This window comes from Superficieibacter sp., assembly GCF_032071645.1.
In the GTDB taxonomy this organism is placed as follows: Bacteria; Pseudomonadota; Gammaproteobacteria; order Enterobacterales; family Enterobacteriaceae; genus Superficieibacter.
Window position 1 is genome coordinate 50328 of the sequence record NZ_DAMAPU010000016.1, and the last position, 18584, is coordinate 68911.

An 18584-nucleotide genomic window follows, 5' to 3' on the forward strand; every position below is an offset into this window, starting at 1 on the left:
TTCACTCAACGTTATGTCCATGATGTTTGATGAGGCCGAAGCGACATCTGGCAGGTGGACGATAAGCACCATAAGCGGCTCTGCATCATTCCTGAGTTTATGAGGCCAGAAGGCGAACATAAGAGGTGGAATGAGCATCTACATGTCAGATTATTACACAACGCAGCGGGATGTGTCATCCGGGTTGCCCACTTACGGACTATTCTGTACGCCACAGGCCAGTCTGCGGAACGCCAGCAGAGTGCGCACTTTTACCGACGATAACACCGGCTATTCATAAAAAACTGACGCTGTTCATTGTGGGGCAGTGCGGGGTAGATTTTTGCGGCATTTATTGCGCGGGGAAGGATTACACAGACGCGGGCAGACAGCCGCAGAAAACAAAAAACCCCGCCGAAGCGGGGTTCAAAATTGGTCGGCGAGAGAGGATTCGAACCTCCGACCCACTGGTCCCAAACCAGTTGCGCTACCAAGCTGCGCTACTCGCCGATGTACTGCTTTTTGACTTTTTAGTTCAATTTAAGTAGTGGTGCGAGGGGGGGGACTTGAACCCCCACGTCCGTAAGGACACTAACACCTGAAGCTAGCGCGTCTACCAATTCCGCCACCTTCGCATTCCACAAAACGCTTAAATTAATGGGGTGGCTAATGGGATTCGAACCCACGACAACCGGAATCACAATCCGGGACTCTACCAACTGAGCTATAGCCACCACTGAAATCTTTTTTTACGCGGTATTAAAACCACCGCAGCTCCAGCACCGGGTTAATGGTGCGCCCGACAGGATTCGAACCTGAGACCTCTGCCTCCGGAGGGCAGCGCTCTATCCAGCTGAGCTACGGGCGCTTAGCGCCGTTGCGGGGGTGGATAATACGGACTTCCCACCCCTCTGTCCAGTGCCTTTTTAAATAAAATGCGCGTTTGGTCAGGCTTTGCGCACTTTGCTGCTTATTACTTCACTTTTTCCGTCACGCTAAAGCGATTAAGGCCGAAAACCTTGTAAATCACCGTCACGGCAGCCATGAAAATAATCCCGACAAACAGCGACATACGCGTGTCTTCGTTAAAGCCCATGCCAATCAGCACGCAAATCAGAAAAGCCATTGTTAAGTAGTTGGCCCACGGAAACAGCACTGAACGGAACGGATGGCTGGCAATCGCCGCCTGATGCGCACGGCGGAAACGCAGCTGGCTAATCAGGATCACAAACCACGGAACCATCCCCGGCAGCACGCTGGCGCTATAAACATAAACGAATACGCGCTGCGGATTGGGAATAATGTAGTTCAGGCACGAGCCGATAAGCAGAATCACAATGGAGACCGCCACGCCCGCCACCGGCACGCCGCTGCGCGAAACTTTTCCCATCGCCGCAGGCAACTGGCGGTTTTTCGCCAGCGCGTAGAGCATACGACCGCAGCTGTACATCCCGCTGTTACAGCCGGAAAGCGCTGCCGTCAGCACCACAAAGTTGATAATGCCCGCTGCGGCGGTAATACCAATCTTTGCAAAGGTAAGCACGAACGGGCTGCCGTTAGAGCCGATTTCATTCCACGGGAAAATGGTAACGATAACGAAGATGGCACCCACGTAGAAAATCAGGATCCGCCACAGCACCTTGCCAACCGCGCTGCGCAGCGTGACCTGCGGGTTTTTCGCTTCGCCAGCGGTAATGCCGATCAGCTCAACGCCCTGGTAGGACGCCACCACGATACACAGCGCCGTCAGAAAGCCTTTCCAGCCGCCTGCGAAGAAGCCGCCGTGCTCGGTCAGATTGCTAAATCCAATGCTCTGTCCGCCGTTGCCGAAGCCAAAGAAGATAACGCCCAGACCGACGACGATCATGACAATAATGGTGGTGACTTTGATCATCGCGAACCAGAATTCGATTTCGCCATACAGACGCACCGCCGCCAGGTTAGCCAGCGCCACCAGCCCCACGGCAATCAGCGCGGGTATCCATTGCACCATATCCGGGAACCAGAACTGGACGTAAACCCCTATCGCGGTGATCTCCGAGATGCCCACCGCCATCCACATAAACCAGTATGACCATGCGGTAAGGTAGCCAAAAAATGGACTCATGTAGCGGTGTGCATAGACGGCGAATGACCCGGTGACCGGTTCAAGGAACAGCATTTCGCCCATCGATCGCATAATGAAGAAGACGAACAGGCCCGCAATAATATAGGCCAGCAGAACGGATGGCCCGGCCCACTTCAGGGTGCTTGCCGCTCCCATAAACAGGCCCACTCCGATGGTGCCCCCAAGGGCGATCAGTTCGATATGTCGGGCTTCAAGTCCTCGCTGAAGCTCCGGTTGTTTTTCTGACATAAATCCTCTGTGCTTGCAATTTTCCGGGCGTTGCCGGTTCTAGTTATGAGTAAGAACTTATTCTTATGCGAATAAACGCGCACGAATGGTTTAACAATTTTCGCAAAATGGCAAACAAAGGATGAAAAGAAGTGAATGTATTGCACAATAAACCAGCAACACATTCACCAGAGAATAGTTACATCTTGTTGGTATAATGCCAGGAAAGGTATCGCAGCAGGCGGATCTGGCGGGAAAGACGACTCGGCTGGGAAAGCAGGCGATACAGCCATTCCAGCCCCAGGTTTTGCCACACTTTCGGCGCACGCTTAACGTGACCGGTAAAAACATCATAGGTGCCGCCGACGCCCATATACAACGCATCAGGGTGGATCAACCGGCAGTCGCGCATCAGGATTTCCTGTTTTGGCGATCCCATTGCCACGGTGACGATTTTCGCCCCGCTGTCGCGGATGCGTTCAAACAGCGCGGGCCGCTGCTCTGCGGTGAAGTAGCCATCCTGACTGCCGACGATATTGACGTTCCACTGCGCACGCAGTTTTGCCTCGGTTTGCGCCAGCACTTCCGGCTTGCCGCCCAGTAAAAATACCGGCGTACCTTCCGCCCCTGCGCGCGCCATCAGCGCTTCCCACAAGTCGGCCCCGGCGACACGGGAAACCTGCGCCCGCGGGTATTTTTTACGTACCGAACGCACCACACTGATCCCGTCGGCATATTTAAATTCCGCCGCCTCAATCAGCCCGCGTACTTCGGCATTGTCTTCCACTGCCAGCATTTTTTCCGCATTAATCGCGACCAGCGTTCCCTTCCTGAGTTCGCCATCGGCATAGAGATAATCCAGCGCGTGCTGCATATCGCGCCAGCCGATGAGTTCCAGACCACGCAGGGTGTAAGTCGGAGCGGAGGTGATAGTTGTCATGAGTATCCTTATCAGACCTGAGGGTGCGTCAGCGGTCTTAAACGTCGCTGGATCAGGCCCGCGCTTTCAAACAGCCAGTACAACAGTTTAGCCGCCAGCAAGCACAGGCCGAAGATGACCAGGAAAAAGACCACGCGCGAAACGAATGAATCCAGCCCTTCCCGCGCCAGCACAATCATATTGAAGATAGCGCCAAAGCAGAAGCTGTGCAGGATCGCCGCTTTATAGCGATTGGTTTCCCGGTTGCCCAGCATGTAAAGCCAGTCAAACCACTTGATGATAAGCCCGACGGTCACTGCGCCCAGCGGAATAAACCAGGCTCCGCCCATGACCACCAGCGAGCCAATCAGCGTGGGAGAAATCGCCAGCCCGGAATGGTTGTTGAGCACCTCCCAGGTAAAGTAGTTGGCGGTGTTCAGCACAATCCCCGGACGATCCGGCCACAGCCAGGTGGGAATGAACACGTAGAAATCGCGCACGATCGGTGCCAGCCCCTGAAACTCGATTTTGTCGTAGTTTTGCAGCAGCAGCGCCAGATTCTCCCACGGGGAGAAGGTATCGCGCGTCAGATACAGGAAGGTATAAAACGCTTCGTCACCGCTGACGTCCAGCCCATAGCGCTTCAGCGCCAGCCAGAACATGCCGACAATGCCAAACACGCCCGCCGCCGCCAGCATCCACAGTGAGATCCAGCCGCGAATAATGCCGATGAACAGGAAGATGGCAAAGGCAATAATAATATTGGCGCGCGTGCCGCCGACGATCATATAGGTCAGCATCCCGAAGGCGACGGTGCTGACGAGGAAAAACAGCCACGCCTTGCTATCCTGACGCAGGAAATAAACCACCAGCATGGCCGGGATAAAGAAGTAGAAAAAGCGCTTCAGCGCCACGCCCGACACTTCGCTGGAGAAAATCTGGCTGTAGGAGTGCAGGCGGAACAGCAGAAAGCCGTTGTGCATGAAGAAAACGCCGACACTCAGCAGCGCAATACCTGCCAGTAGCAGCCACGTCAGGTGCGTTTCTACCCGGTTCATGGTGAACAGGGCTGGTCGGGGCGTATCGCGATTCACCGACCGCAGCCGTGTTTTATAGGTCACGTAGTAAACCGCATAAAAGCAGACCGCCGCCAGTAGCGCCTGAAGCAGGATATCAGGCGGTGCCACGGCCACGTCAAAACGAAACGCCAGGGTACAGGTGAGCGGGAAGCCGAAGAAAAACGTCAGCAAAAACAGCAGTGAAAAGAAGACGTTAAAGTTAAAGCGCACGCGGCGAAACTCCAGGTACGTCAGCGTCGCGATAAACAACGTGGAGAGTAGCCAGACAACCAACAGGCCGCAGAACTGCATCTGACTCATGCTTGCTCTCCTGCTGCGATACGCAGCGCCTGATGCCAGGGTGCCAGATAGTTGGGCCGGAAGAAGGCAATATTATTTTTATCCACCAGCGCCAGCTGGCGCTGTGCTTCGCGCACCACGGATTCATTCAGCGTATCGGTGGTGAACAACACCGGAATATGCTGCTCTGTCATATCCTGCCAGAACGGGTTTTCCCGGTTGAGCACGCAGGGAACGCCCGCCTGGATCAGCAGGCACAGGGTGCCAATACCCTGCTGGCGGGCAAAAATAAAGTAGCCCAGATCGCAGCGTTTCAGCAGCGCAAGATAATCGTTAAATTCGAGCTTATCGCTGAGGATTTGCAGATTTTCCGCGCTGAACAGCGACAGCCCCGCCTCACGCACTTCGTTAATGTAAGCGTCGTTGTGCGGCGGATACCCCATCGGCACAATCACCGTGACCGTATCGCCAAACTGCTGATGCACCGCCTTTAACGCGGCAATATGATCGTTGCTGCGGTCGCCGGAGTTGCCGACCAGAATCGTCAGCTTGCCGTCACGCTGGATGTCACTCGCCATATCGTTTAGCGACGGCTCCATGCGCGTTGGGAAGTAGAGCAATTCACCGCGCACGTGGGGATGACGACTGGCGAAGTGGCTTAAGTCGCCCCTGGTGGCAAATACGCAGCCCACGCGCCCCTGCGCTATCCGGCGCAGAGGGTAAAACAGGCGAAATTTCAGCCCGCCGGAGACTTCATAAAGATCGGCCCCCCAGATATGCCAGCTCACCTGCTGCGGTTTAATACCGCCGCTTAGCAGCGCCAGCCACAATCCGGTATTAAACTGACCGTGAAAGAAGAAGCGCTGCGCGCGGTTGGCCTTTGCTCTGGCGATGACCGCCTCCGCCAGCGCTTTTTTACCCGGATAAAAGGTTAACGCCAGCGCCGGAAACGCGATCCCGGTGCTCTCATCACCCACGACCATAAACTGGCGTGCGTGCTCACCGGTGGCGGCAAGCTCATCGTTAAAGAACCGCAGAACGGTCTGATTATGATGCGGGATATCCGATCCCAGTACGTGTATCAGTGCAGTCATGCCCGTTTACGCCAAAGTAAAAATACGCCGCTACAGAGCGTGAAATAAACGATATAAGTCGCCATGTAAGCCTGCGCCGCGCCCAGCGCGCCATGAGCCGGGATCAGCCAGTGCGAAAAGGCCATCAGCAACGCGAACTGGCTGATTTCAGCCAGGATATAAAATCGCAGCGAGGCTTTGGCTATCACCAGATAACCATAAACGTAAGCGCCCACTTTCAGTACATCACCCACCAGTTGCCAGGCGAAGAGATCGCGCATGGCGGTAAATTTGGTCGAGAACAGCAGCCATATCGCGAAATCGCGCAGCAGCCAGACGGTAAGGCTGGCGACCGCAACCGCAGGCAGGACAAACTTCAGCGAGCGGACAATTTCGCGGCTAATCTCCTGCTTTGCCGTCAGTCGTGAAAGCGTAGGCAGCAGGTAGACGCTAAACGAGGCGGTGATAAATTGCAGGTAAGCATCGGAAATACTGCTCACGCCCTGCCAGATCCCCACGTCATCCCAGCTATAGTGCGCTGCCAGCAGGTTTCGCATCATCACGTAGGCGACCGGGAGCGTTACCGAGGTGATCAGCGCCATCAGGGTAAATTTGCCCAACTGCCCCGCCAGCCAGCGATCCCACTGCGGTTTCAGGTAGCGAAACGGGATCGACCGCCGCTTACCTAATACCAGCGCCGCCGGAAGCACCACCAGCGCAGGCACCAGCGCCAGGCCCAGCAGCGCGCCTTCATAGCCGCCAACCCGGTAGCAGCCGTAATAGGCCACCACTCCGATGATACTGCCGGAAATCAGCGCCAGCGCATTGCCCGCCGCGTCGCGAAAGCCTTTAATCAATGCCAGCAGCAGGTTGGCCCACGCAATCCCCATCTGTACCAGAGCGACCAGTCGTACCAGCCCCTGATAATGGGTGTGACCGAATAATCCCTGGCTGATTGGCGCAGCGGCGAGTAAAAACACCAGCGCCAGCAGCGTGGAAAACCCCAGCACCATTGCCGATGAGGTGCCCACCACTTTTTGCAGCTGCGGCGGATCGTCATGGGACTGGGCGACAAATTTCGTCACGCCGTTAAATATTCCCGCTCCGGCGAGAACGCCGAGAACCGTGACCAGCTGGCGGAAGTTACCCGCCTGACCCACACCTGCCGGGCCGTAAGTGACCGCCAGTAACTTTACCACCAGCAGCCCCGCACCGATTTTCACCAGCGTGGACGCGGCAGTCCACACTGAAGCCTTCGCCAGCGACATCTCAGGCGAAATAACTTAATAGCGAGTTGATCACCGTGCGCTGATTAACAGGAGCCAGGTTAAAGAACAGCGGCAGGCGAAGCAAACGCTCACTTTCGCGCGTGGTATAGCGATCTTCCCCGAAGAATTCGCCAAACTGTTCGCCCGCCGGAGAATCATGCAGCGGGATGTAGTGGAACACCGCGAGAATTTCCGCTTCCTTCAGCCAGGCAATCAGACGGCTGCGATCTTCAATATCGCGCAGTTTGATATAAAACATGTGGGCGTTATGCACGCACTCTGTCGGGCAGGACGGCAGTTCAATGCGCCCGGCCTTCGCCAGCGGAGCCAGCGCGTCGTGGTAGGTCTGCCACAGCGCGAGCCGCTGCTGGTTAATGCGGTCCGCCGCTTCCAGCTGCGCCCACAAATAGGCGGCCTGAAGATCCGCCATCAGATAGCTGGAGCCAATGTCACGCCAGGTGTATTTATCGACCTGACCCCGGAAGAACTGGCTGCGGTTGGTCCCTTTTTCACGAATGATTTCCGCCCGCTCGATCAGCTTACGATCGTTAATCAGCGTCGCGCCGCCTTCGCCACCGGCCGTGTAGTTTTTGGTTTCATGGAAGCTGAAACAGCCGATATGCCCGATGGTGCCCAGCGCGCGGCCTTTGTAAGTAGACATCACGCCCTGCGCGGCATCTTCAACCACAAACAGGTCATGTTTTTTGGCAATTGCCATGATGGTGTCCATCTCGCAGGCCACACCCGCGTAATGCACCGGCACGATGGCGCGGGTTTTTTCGCTGATGGCTGCTTCAATCAGCGTTTCGTCGATGTTCATGGTATCCGGGCGGATATCGACAAAAATGATTTTTGCCCCGCGCAGCGCGAAGGCGTTAGCGGTGGAGACAAAGGTGTAGCTTGGCATGATGACTTCATCACCGGGAGCGATATCCAGCAGCAGCGCCGCCATTTCCAGCGAGGCGGTGCAGGACGGAGTCAGCAGCACTTTGGCGCTGCCAAAACGCTGCTCCATCCACTGCTGACAGCGGCGGGTGTAGCCGCCGTCGCCGCACAGCTTGCCGCTGCCCATCGCCGACTGCATATACTCAATTTCCGTGCCCACCACGGGAGGCGCATTAAATGGGATCATCTTGTCACCTGTATAGCCAGAAAGCGGTACTCTCTACGTTGGCACCGCTTTGAATGTAACGTTTAAGCGCGGCGGTGTTGCCCGTCTGGGTCGCCACCCGCAATGTTTTTAGCTGACGCGCCTGCGCCCAGCCAAGCGCTGCCTGCATAAGCTCAGCGCCCGCGCCGCGCCCTGCCAGCAGGCCGATGCGCGCATCGGTTTCCCCGAGCTGGCGCAGTGAGACATAGCCGCGAATATCGCCAGCGGGCGTCCGTAACAGCAGGCACTGGTGATCGAAAGTGCCGCGCACCGCGTTTTCAATCCACTGTGCGTAGAAACGTCCACTGTCCTGCGGCGCGTACCACGGCGCACGAAAGCGGCTTAGCGCAAAGTCCCGTGCCGCAAGGGCGCGCAGCGCGGGGATATCATCGGCACCCGCAACCTCAGCGCAAACGGTGGCGTCAGGCGGGACCACCAGCGATAAATCAACTTCACCTTCAACCAGGCGAAAACCGAGTTGCTGAAGTGCATCCAGCCAGTCGGCGCGTCCGGCGGGGATCTTTGCCTGTACCCGCGCCCGGCCTGCCAGCGCATCGGCGGTCAGTTCCGGCGCGTCATCATCAAAACGCACGATGGCGCTTTGCAGGCCAAAAAACTGGCTTTCCCAGTCGAGCGGCTCAACGCGGGCACGGACGGTCAATGCCAGACGCCTTTGGTATCGACGATGTACTGCTGGCGCAGACTGTCGCCGCTGATGGCTTTAAATTCATTGTGATCGACCAGCATCACCAGCACATCCGCGCTGTCCAGCGCCTGCTGAACATCCACCAGCGTACAGTGACCGTCGAGCTTTTTCGGCAATTGATGAATATTAGGCTCCACCACCAGCGTTTCGCCGCTGTGCCAGCGGGCGATCTGTGCGGCAATCGCCATCGCCGGGCTTTCGCGCAGGTCGTCGATATTGGGCTTAAAGGCCAGTCCGAAACAGGCGATTTTAATGTCGCTGGCGCGCTTGCCGCTGGCGGTCAGGCAATCGGCAAGCGCCGCTTTAACCTGGTCGAGCACCCAGAGAGGTTTGTGATCGTTCACTTCACGCGCAGTGCGGATCAGCCGCGCCTGCTGCGGGTTCTGCGCAACGATAAACCACGGGTCAACGGCGATACAGTGGCCGCCGACGCCGGGGCCAGGCTGGAGAATATTCACGCGCGGGTGGCGGTTTGCCAGGCGGATCAGTTCCCAGACGTTAATCCCCTGATCGGCGCAGATGAGCGACAACTCATTCGCAAACGCGATGTTAACGTCGCGGAAGCTGTTTTCAGTCAGCTTGCACATTTCGGCAGTGCGTGAGTTCGTCACCACGCATTCACCTTCAAGGAAGATTTTGTACAGTTCGCTGGCGCGCGCGGAGCACACCGGCGTCATGCCGCCAATCACGCGGTCATTTTTAATCAATTCGACCATCACCTGGCCTGGCAGCACGCGCTCCGGGCAGTAAGCGATATTGACATCCGCCTGCTCGCCCGCCTGCTGCGGAAAGGTCAGATCCGGGCGCATTTCCGCCAGCCATCCCGCCATCTGCTCGGTCGCGCCGACCGGAGAGGTGGATTCGAGGATCACCAGCGCACCTTTCTTCAGCACCGGGGCGATGGATTTTGCCGCCGCCTCAACGTAAACCATATCCGGCTCGTGATCGCCTTTAAACGGCGTCGGCACCGCTATCAGCCACGCGTCGGCTTCCACCGGCGTGGTGCTGGCGCGCAGGTAACCGCCTTCGACCGCCGCTTTGACCACGCTGTCCAGATCCGGCTCAACGATGTGGATCTGCCCACGGTTGATGGTATCCACCGCGTGCTGATTGATGTCCACGCCCACCACCTGCTTTTGCCGTGACGCAAAGGCGGCGGCGGTCGGCAGCCCGATGTAGCCCAGTCCAATAACGGAAATGGTAGAGAAACTCATAGCGTTACCTGATTATTTTTCAGTGCGTCTAAAATACGTTCACAAGCTTTGCCGTCCCCGTAAGGGTTGTGGGCGCGGCTCATGGCCTGGTATTCCTCTTCGTCATACAGCAGGCGCGTCACCTGCGCGACGATATCCTCACGGTCGGTTCCCACCAGCCGCACCGTCCCGGCCTCGACGGCCTCCGGGCGTTCGGTGGTATCGCGCATCACCAGCACCGGTTTACCCAGCGAAGGCGCTTCTTCCTGGATGCCGCCGGAATCGGTCAGGATCAGCCAGGCGTGATTCATCAGCCAGACGAACGGCAGGTAATCCTGCGGCTCAATCAGGATCACGTTATCAATGTGTCCAAGAATGCGGTTAACCGGCTCGCTGACGTTCGGGTTCAGATGGACCGGATAGACGATTTGCACATCGCGATTTTGCGCGGCAATGTCTGCCAGCGCCTGGCAGATCTGCTCAAAGCCTTCACCAAAACTTTCACGGCGATGCCCGGTGACCAGAATCATTTTCTTGCCGTTGCTGAGAAACGGATAACGCGCGGTCAGTTCGCCGCGCAGTTTTTCATCGGCCATCACCCGGTCGCGCACCCAGAACAGCGCATCAATGACGGTATTACCGGTCACGAAAATCTGCTCATCAAGGGTATTTTCGTCCAGCAAATTTTGGCGCGAATTCTCCGTGGGCGCAAAATGCCATGTGGCCAGCCGTCCGGTCAGCATCCGGTTCCCTTCTTCCGGCCACGGCGAGTTAAGATCGCCGGTGCGCAGTCCCGCCTCAACGTGACCGACCGGAATGCGCTGATAAAACGCCGCCAGGCTGGTCGCAATGGTGGTGGTGGTGTCGCCATGCACCAGCACCACGTCTGGCTTAAAGGATGCCAGAATCGGTTGCAGCCCCTGCAAAATGCGGCAGGTGATCTCAGTTAATCCCTGCCCCGGACTCATAATATTGAGATCGTAATCCGGGACGATAGAAAAGAGGTGCAGCACCTGATCGAGCATCTCCCGATGCTGCGCGGTGACGCATACTTTCGCCTCAAAATAAGGCTCCTTTGCCAGCGCATGTACCAGCGGTGCCATCTTGATGGCTTCCGGGCGTGTGCCAAATACAGTCAGTACTTTCACATCAATTCTCTTCGATTAGATAATGAAGGCGCGGCGGCCTTCATCACAAATGCTGCGTTTAGCGTACACGGCGGCGCACAAGTGCCACCCCGGAACCGATTAACGCACCCACAATGCCCCACATGATCATCAGGAAGGCACGACGAGGGCTATCACGTTTTACAGGCTCTTCGGGCGTACGCAAATAACGATAGGTCTGAAAACGCGGGTCCAGCACAGGACCAACGTTGAGCGTGGTCAGCATCGCCCGATTTTGATCATAATCGAGATCGAATTCCGGGCCAACGGCCTGCAAATTCTCCAGCCGGGCCTGCAACATCGGACGACCCAGCAGGAAAAGTTCGGAGTCCGGTAACTCTTCTGCCGGAACGTCGGTCTCGCTACGGGAAATATTATGATCCTGGGCGACTTTCAGCGCCTGCTGAATGTTATGCACCCGACGATTATAAATAGACTTCGCCACCTCTTCCTGACGCTTTACCTGCGCTTTCATCTGAATAGTGCGGGCGGACCACGCGCCTTTCAGCTCGTCATTAAGATGGCCCGCCGAACGCTGGCTGGCGAACGCTACGTACTGGCGCAGCAAATTATTGGCATCCGGCGCGGTTTCTGCGGTGAGCTTCACGCTGTCGCTGAGGCTTTTCAGCGGATCGCCGGGCATAAACTGAATGTCGTTGATCAGATCGTCAAGCAGCGCCGCGTCCGCCCTGGAGTTACCAACCATGCGCTGTTTGTAATAGTCAGTTTGCGACCAGAAATCCCGCCGCGTATCCCACGAGGCGAGCTGTACCACAAACTCTTTATACGCTTCATCCATTACCGACGGCTGATCCGTTGGGGTCTGATTGGCGCGGGCATCGAGGTTACGTAAGAACTGCTGCTGGGAGTAAAAGCCCCCCAGCATGTTGACGGTCGGCCGGTCGGTGATGGCTGTCGCCCCCCACTCCTGACGCGCAAAGAAGGTGTAGAGCAGAGCAACCAGAGCAAACAGCAGCGCCATTCCCACTATCCAAAACTTTCCTGCCCACAAAGTACGAAACAGACCGCGAATATCCAGTTCATTCTCAGCGCTCACTGGCTGTGCTCCTGGTAATGGTTGAGTCATCACTTCCTCAGATTATTTAGTTAATTTTGGATTGCTACCGCTGAGCCGCCGGGTTCTGCGTTTCATGCGTTTGATAAAGCGCGCTACCTTCCAGGCCCGCTTGATGCAGTAGCCATACAGGAAGAATGCCAGCAAAAATAAGATTAGCATGACCCATTCAGGAACAATGCGGGTGGCTTCAGCAATGACACCAATCGCGGCCAGTAACGCAGCGGCAAGTGTAATAAGAACAAAAGCCTGACGAGAAGTAAAACCGGCACGCATGATCAGGTGATGGATGTGCTGACGGTCCGGGGAGAAGGGACTCATTCCTTTGCGCAGGCGGCGGTACATAATCGCCACCATATCCATCAGGGGAATGGCGATGATCCACAGCGCCGTAACCGGGCTAATCGGGTGCGTTTTACCCTGGGTGGTTTCCAGCAGGATCCAGATCACTGTAAAACCAATCAGCGTACTGCCTGCATCGCCCATAAAGACTTTATAACGCCGCCCTAGCGCGCCGAGGTTTAATAAAATATAAGGAAGGATGGCGGCAATCATGGCAAAGCACCACATGGCGAGGCTGGTTTGTCCGTCAAACCACAGGATCAGGCCGATGGCACCAAACGACACGCTCGACAGCCCGCCAAGCAGCCCGTCAATGCCGTCCACCATATTAAAGGCGTTGATCGCCGCCCAGACCGCAAACAGCGTGAGCAGAAAACCAAACGGTCCAAGCACCAGTTCCCACGGGCCAAAAATATAGCCCAGGCTGCTCAGGTGCAGGTTAGCGACGCTTATCATTACGATGCCGACAATGGCCTGTACCGTCGCGCGGAATTTTACGCTGATGTCAAAACGGTCATCCAGCGCACCGACGAAGACCAGCACACCAGCACACAGCAGGTACAGCGAGGCATGAGGTATATAGTAATTAATAATTTCAAAGGTAAAACAAATGCCTGCATAGACAGAAATACCCCCCACTAAGGGGATCAGTCCCTGATGACGTTTGCGAAAGTTGGGTTTATCAACTAAACCGACCCTTATAGCTACCTTACGCGCAAAAAAAAGAAATAAGGTAGTGAACAGAAATATACTGATCAAATCAGCCGAGGCAGCCAGTAAATTCACAATTCACACTCTCAAATAATATTTAGTTTCAGAAGTATAACCACGAAGCAACCTATCCAGAAGGAAAACTCTGACCTGGCTTGAGGGAAATCTGACAAATTTCAGCCAGACAGCCACTTCTGAAGGCTCCTTGCCCTTTTTTAGTCTTATCGGAGTAAGCGTAGGCAACGGCAAACAAAAACGCCACGCAAAAGCGTGGCGTTTATTAACAATTCCTGAATTACGAACGTTTCATCATGTCGAAGAAATCGTCGTTAGTTTTGGTCATTGCCAGTTTATTAATGAGGAATTCCATCGCGTCGATTTCACCCATCGGATGGATGATTTTGCGCAGGATCCACATTTTTTGCAGCTCTTCCTGAGTGGTGAGCAGCTCTTCTTTACGCGTACCGGAGCGGTTGTAGTCGATAGCCGGGAAGACGCGTTTCTCGGCGATTTTACGCGCCAGATGCAGTTCCATGTTACCGGTGCCTTTAAACTCTTCGTAGATAACTTCATCCATTTTAGAGCCGGTATCCACCAGTGCGGTGGCGATGATGGTCAGGCTGCCGCCCTCTTCCACGTTACGCGCTGCGCCGAAGAAACGCTTCGGACGATGCAGGGCGTTGGCATCCACACCACCGGTCAACACTTTACCGGACGCCGGGACTACGGTGTTGTAAGCACGCGCCAGACGGGTGATGGAGTCGAGCAGGATGATCACGTCTTTTTTGTGCTCAACCAGACGCTTAGCCTTCTCGATCACCATTTCCGCAACCTGAACGTGACGGGAAGCCGGTTCGTCAAACGTTGACGCGACCACTTCACCTTTCACCAGACGCTGCATCTCGGTCACTTCTTCAGGACGTTCGTCAATCAGCAGCACCATCAGCACGCAGTCAGGGTGATTATAAGCAATGCTCTGTGCGATATTTTGCAGCAGCATGGTTTTACCGGCTTTCGGCGGTGCCACAATCAGACCACGCTGACCACGACCAATCGGCGAAGCCAGATCCAGTACGCGAGCGGTTAAGTCTTCGGTAGAGCCGTTACCACGTTCCATACGCAGACGAGAGTTTGCGTGCAGCGGCGTTAAGTTCTCAAAGAGGATCTTATTACGCGCGTTTTCAGGTTTATCGTAGTTAACTTCATTGACTTTCAACAGCGCAAAGTAGCGTTCGCCTTCTTTCGGCGGGCGAATCTTACCAGAAATGGTATCACCAGTGCGGAGGTTGAAACGGCGGATTTGGCTGGGAGAAACGTAGATGTCATCGGGACCGGCGAGGTAGGAGCTGTCTGCGGAGCGGAGGAAACCAAATCCGTCCTGCAATATCTCCAGCACACCGTCACCAAAGATATCTTCGCCACTCTTTGCATGCTGCTTCAGGATGGCAAAAATGATGTCCTGCTTACGCATGCGGGCCTGGTTTTCCAGTCCCATATTTTCGCCGAGAGTAATCAGCTCAGAAACCGGCGTATTCTTTAATTCGGTAAGATTCATAGTGGTGTGGGTTCTTAAACTAGGGGTAAATCTCGAACTTAATGTTGTGAATGGTATGGCAGGGTCATCCATGCCTGTTAAACGGCCATCGACTCATGTCTGTTCGCTGTCTGGTCACAGGAGAGTACGCAGATCTGAAACGACAAGACGAATTGAGTGATAAGCCCGGAATCTGTTCGCTTCTCGAATGAGTGACTAGAACAACCGGAAGCGTCGGGTAATACAAGATATGCTTAAAACGAAGTCAAAACTAACTTAGCACGACTCAAGCCGGGCGTCCAGAGATCCCGTGAATTTAAGGATAACGGACGCCGCGAAAAAAATTCCTTATGCCAGGTTGGCGTCGAGGAACTCTTTCAGTTGACCTTTGGACAGCGCGCCCACTTTGGTCGCCGCCACTTCACCGTTTTTGAACAGCAGCAGGGTCGGGATACCGCGAATGCCGTATTTCGGCGCAGTACCAGGGTTCTGGTCGATGTTCAGCTTGGCAATCGTCAGTTTGCCCTGATACTCATCAGCGATTTCATCCAGAATCGGGGCGATCATTTTACACGGTCCGCACCACTCTGCCCAGAAATCAACAAGAACCAGCCCTTCTGCTTTGAGTACATCCGTGTCAAAACTGTCGTCAGTCAGGTGAATAATTTTATCGCTCATATTTAACTCCACAGGAATAAGCCTGGTATGTTGGTGTAGCATTAAATAACAACTGTTGATGTTGCATTAACCAACTAAAGGTTGACTTTATTTCACCGGATACGCTTTCGTAAAGCAATAGTAAGCTGATATTCTACCACACTATGAGCAAAACACATTTAACAGAACAGAAGTTTTCCGACTTCGCCCTGCACCCTAAGGTGATTGAAGCCCTTGAAACTAAAGGCTTTCATAACTGTACGCCCATTCAGGCACTGGCCCTCCCGCTAACGCTGGCAGGTCGTGATGTTGCAGGGCAGGCGCAAACCGGTACCGGGAAAACGATGGCGTTTCTGACGTCAACGTTTCATTATCTTCTTTCTCACCCGGCAATTGCAGACCGCCAGGTGAACCAACCGCGTGCATTAATCATGGCCCCGACCCGCGAATTAGCGGTGCAGATCCATGCTGATGCCGAACCGCTGGCGCAGTCTACCGGCCTGAAATTAGGGCTGGCATACGGCGGCGACGGCTACGACAAACAGCTTAAAGTGCTGGAAAGCGGCGTCGATATTCTCATCGGCACCACCGGTCGTCTGATCGATTACGCCAAACAAAACCATATCAACCTGAACGCCATTCAGGTCGTCGTGCTGGACGAAGCCGATCGTATGTACGATCTGGGCTTTATTAAAGACATTCGCTGGCTGTTCCGCCGTATGCCTGCGGCTAACCAGCGCCTGAACATGCTGTTCTCCGCCACCCTGTCTTATCGCGTACGCGAACTGGCGTTTGAACAAATGAACAATGCCGAATACGTTGAGGTCGAACCGGAACAGAAAACCGGCCACCGTATTAAAGAAGAGCTTTTCTATCCGTCCAACGAAGAAAAAATGCGTTTGCTGCAAACGCTGATCGAAGAAGAGTGGCCGGATCGGGCGATTATTTTCGCCAATACCAAACACCGCTGTGAAGACATCTGGGGTCATCTGGCCGCTGACGGCCATCGCGTAGGTCTGCTGACCGGCGACGTAGCGCAGAAAAAACGCCTGCGTATTCTCGACGAATTCACCCGTGGCGATCTGGATATTCTGGTAGCGACTGACGTCGCGGCGCGTGGTCTGCACATTCCTGCGGTGACGCACGTGTTCAACTACGACATGCCTGACGACTGTGAAGATTACGTCCACCGCATCGGCCGTACCGGTCGCGCAGGGGCAAGCGGTCACTCGATCAGCCTGGCCTGCGAAGAATATGCGCTGAACGTCCCGGCGATTGAAACGTATATCGGGCATTCCATTCCGGTCAGCAAATACAACCCGGATGCCTTGCTCACTGAACTGCCGAGACCGCTGCGCCTGACGCGTCCGCGTCCGGGTAATGGCCCGCGCCGTACGGGTGCACCGCGTAATCGTCGTCGTCCAGGATAACGAAAATGCCCTCTGCCGCTTCGCTTTATGCCGCCATCGATCTGGGATCGAATAGTTTTCATATGCTGGTCGTGCGCGAGGTGGCGGGCAGTATCCAGACCGTCGCCCGGATTAAGCGCAAAGTGCGGCTGGCGGCAGGTCTGAGCGGCAGTAACGTCCTCTCACCGGAAGCCATGGAGCGCGGCTGGCAATGCCTGCGGCTGTTTGCCGAGCGCCTTCAGGATATCCCCCAGCCGCAAATTCGCGTGGTGGCGACCGCCACATTACGCCTTGCGGTGAATGCGGGCGAATTTATCGCCAAAGCGCAGGACATCCTCGGCTGCACGGTGCAGGTCATTAAGGGCGAAGAAGAAGCACGTCTGATTTATCAGGGCGTGGCGCACACCACTGGCGGCGCCGATCAGCGTCTGGTGGTCGATATCGGCGGTGCCAGTACCGAACTGGTTACCGGCACCGGCGCGCAAACCACTTCGCTGTTTAGCCTCTCAATGGGCTGCGTGACCTGGCTTGAGCGCTATTTTTCCAGTCGCAATCTCGGTAAAGACAATTTTGACGAAGCGGAAAAAGCCGCGCGTGAAGTGCTGCGCCCGATAGCCGACGAACTGCGCTATCACGGCTGGAAAGTCTGTGTCGGCGCGTCCGGCACGGTGCAGGCGCTTCAGGAAATCATGATGGCGCAGGGCATGGATGAGCGCATCACCCTTGCCAAACTGGAACAGCTGAAACAACGCGCGATCCAGTGCGGGCGTCTTGAAGAACTGGAAATTGAAGGGCTGACGCTGGAGCGCGCGCTGGTTTTCCCCAGCGGTCTGGCGATCCTGATCGCTATTTTCACCGAGCTGAATATTCAGTGCATGACCCTGGCGGGTGGCGCGCTACGTGAAGGCCTGGTGTACGGCATGTTGCATCTGACCGTTGACGAAGACATTCGCAGCCGCACGATGCGTAATATTCAGCGCCGGTTTATGGTCGACATTGAACAGGCACAGCGGGTGGCCCGACTGGCCTCCCGGCTGGCAAATCAGTTAGGGCAGACGTGGGATCTGGAGCTTATCAGCCGTGAACTGCTGGCAAATGCCTGTTTGTTGCACGAAATTGGTTTAAGCGTCGATTTCAAATCCGCCCCCCAGCACGCGGCCTATCTGGTAAAAAATCTCGATCTCCCTGGCTTTACCCCGGCACAAAAAAAGCTGCTGGCGACGCTGGTACTTAATCAGACCAACACTATCGATCTCTCTTCACTTCATCAGCAAAATGCCGTACCGCCGCGTGTAGCGGAGCATTTGTGTCGCCTGCTACGTCTGGCCATTTTATTTGCCAGCCGTCGGCGCGACGATTTGGTGCCGGATATCCAGCTTGAAGCCGACGGTGAAAAACTGCGGCTGACGCTGCCCGCTGGCTGGCTGGCGCATCATCCGCTGGGGACCGAGCTTATCGAGCAGGAAAGCCAGTGGCAGAGCTATGTCCACTGGCCGCTGGAAGTGCTGTCATCAGAAGAGCCGTCAGGGCGTCTGTAGCCCGTTGATGGCAACTCTGCCTTCCGTCACCTTTTGCGTTTTCGGATGGATATAGCGGATGAGGAAGAGGGATGGCTCTCTACCCGCAATTCCCCCTCACCCCAGCCCTCTCCCTCAGGGAGAGGGAGAAAAGCGGCACCGGGCTTAACGCTGAACTTCGTTGTACGCGGC

16 protein-coding genes and 4 tRNA genes are annotated in these 18584 nt (G+C 55.5%); 2 read left to right on the forward strand and 18 right to left on the reverse strand.

The window, feature by feature from the left end:
• Positions 1-412: 412 nt before the first annotated feature.
• From RT197_RS19165 to trxA, 18 genes are all read right to left on the reverse strand, one after another.
• Positions 413-489 (reverse strand) — tRNA-Pro (locus RT197_RS19165).
• Positions 490-527: 38 nt separating this feature from the next.
• Positions 528-614 (reverse strand) — tRNA-Leu (locus tag RT197_RS19170).
• A gap of 23 nt (positions 615-637) precedes the next feature.
• A tRNA-His gene (locus tag RT197_RS19175) sits at positions 638-713 on the reverse strand.
• 57 nt (positions 714-770) lie between these two features.
• Positions 771-847 (reverse strand) — tRNA-Arg (locus RT197_RS19180).
• A gap of 105 nt (positions 848-952) precedes the next feature.
• Entirely contained in the window at positions 953-2335 is a 1383-nt protein-coding gene (thrP, locus tag RT197_RS19185; protein WP_312952759.1) for a bifunctional threonine/serine APC transporter ThrP, read from the reverse strand.
• 178 nt (positions 2336-2513) lie between these two features.
• On the reverse strand, positions 2514-3254 hold the full coding sequence (gene wecG / locus RT197_RS19190) for a lipopolysaccharide N-acetylmannosaminouronosyltransferase (protein ID WP_312952760.1): 741 nt from the start codon (positions 3252-3254) through the stop codon (positions 2514-2516).
• A gap of 11 nt (positions 3255-3265) precedes the next feature.
• Complete coding sequence (gene wzyE / locus RT197_RS19195) at positions 3266-4612, reverse strand: ECA oligosaccharide polymerase (protein ID WP_312952761.1); 1347 nt, start codon at positions 4610-4612, stop codon at positions 3266-3268.
• Positions 4609-5685, reverse strand: a complete 1077-nt coding sequence (locus RT197_RS19200) for a TDP-N-acetylfucosamine:lipid II N-acetylfucosaminyltransferase (protein WP_312952762.1) — start codon at positions 5683-5685, stop codon at positions 4609-4611. The genes wzyE and RT197_RS19200 overlap by 4 nt, the downstream gene beginning before the upstream one ends.
• Positions 5682-6932: a lipid III flippase WzxE gene (gene wzxE, locus RT197_RS19205; protein WP_312952763.1), complete on the reverse strand. Its 1251-nt coding sequence runs from the start codon at positions 6930-6932 to the stop codon at positions 5682-5684. Before wzxE ends, RT197_RS19200 begins: the two co-directional genes overlap by 4 nt.
• Before the next feature lies 1 nt (position 6933).
• Positions 6934-8064, reverse strand: a complete 1131-nt coding sequence (gene rffA, locus RT197_RS19210; RefSeq protein ID WP_312952764.1) for a dTDP-4-amino-4,6-dideoxygalactose transaminase — start codon at positions 8062-8064, stop codon at positions 6934-6936.
• 4 nt (positions 8065-8068) lie between these two features.
• Positions 8069-8743, reverse strand: a complete 675-nt coding sequence (gene rffC, locus RT197_RS19215; protein ID WP_312952765.1) for a dTDP-4-amino-4,6-dideoxy-D-galactose acyltransferase — start codon at positions 8741-8743, stop codon at positions 8069-8071.
• Positions 8740-10002, reverse strand: a complete 1263-nt coding sequence (gene wecC / locus RT197_RS19220; protein ID WP_312952767.1) for a UDP-N-acetyl-D-mannosamine dehydrogenase — start codon at positions 10000-10002, stop codon at positions 8740-8742. The genes rffC and wecC overlap by 4 nt, the downstream gene beginning before the upstream one ends.
• Positions 9999-11129 carry a non-hydrolyzing UDP-N-acetylglucosamine 2-epimerase gene (gene wecB, locus RT197_RS19225; protein WP_312952768.1) on the reverse strand — a complete coding sequence of 377 codons (1131 nt, stop codon included), beginning with the start codon at positions 11127-11129 and terminating at the stop codon, positions 9999-10001. Before wecB ends, wecC begins: the two co-directional genes overlap by 4 nt.
• Before the next feature lie 58 nt (positions 11130-11187).
• Positions 11188-12234: an ECA polysaccharide chain length modulation protein gene (gene wzzE, locus RT197_RS19230; protein ID WP_312952769.1), complete on the reverse strand. Its 1047-nt coding sequence runs from the start codon at positions 12232-12234 to the stop codon at positions 11188-11190.
• A gap of 12 nt (positions 12235-12246) precedes the next feature.
• On the reverse strand, positions 12247-13350 hold the full coding sequence (wecA, locus tag RT197_RS19235) for a UDP-N-acetylglucosamine--undecaprenyl-phosphate N-acetylglucosaminephosphotransferase (RefSeq protein WP_312952770.1): 1104 nt from the start codon (positions 13348-13350) through the stop codon (positions 12247-12249).
• 220 nt (positions 13351-13570) lie between these two features.
• The gene (rho, locus tag RT197_RS19240) at positions 13571-14830 is read right to left on the reverse strand and encodes a transcription termination factor Rho (RefSeq protein ID WP_049839510.1); all 1260 of its coding nucleotides are present in this window, start codon (positions 14828-14830) and stop codon (positions 13571-13573) included.
• Between the two features lie 64 nt (positions 14831-14894).
• The gene (locus tag RT197_RS19245; protein ID WP_312952793.1) at positions 14895-15002 is read right to left on the reverse strand and encodes a rho operon leader peptide; all 108 of its coding nucleotides are present in this window, start codon (positions 15000-15002) and stop codon (positions 14895-14897) included.
• Positions 15003-15157: 155 nt separating this feature from the next.
• Positions 15158-15487 (reverse strand): thioredoxin TrxA, encoded by a 330-nt coding sequence (gene trxA, locus RT197_RS19250; protein WP_049839509.1) that lies wholly within the window; start codon positions 15485-15487, stop codon positions 15158-15160.
• 143 nt (positions 15488-15630) lie between these two features.
• Between trxA and rhlB the strand changes: the two genes are divergently transcribed.
• Entirely contained in the window at positions 15631-16896 is a 1266-nt protein-coding gene (gene rhlB / locus RT197_RS19255) for an ATP-dependent RNA helicase RhlB (RefSeq protein WP_312952771.1), read from the forward strand.
• A 5-nt stretch (positions 16897-16901) separates the two neighbouring features.
• Entirely contained in the window at positions 16902-18413 is a 1512-nt protein-coding gene (gene gppA / locus RT197_RS19260; protein ID WP_312952772.1) for a guanosine-5'-triphosphate,3'-diphosphate diphosphatase, read from the forward strand.
• Positions 18414-18584 lie beyond the last annotated feature (171 nt).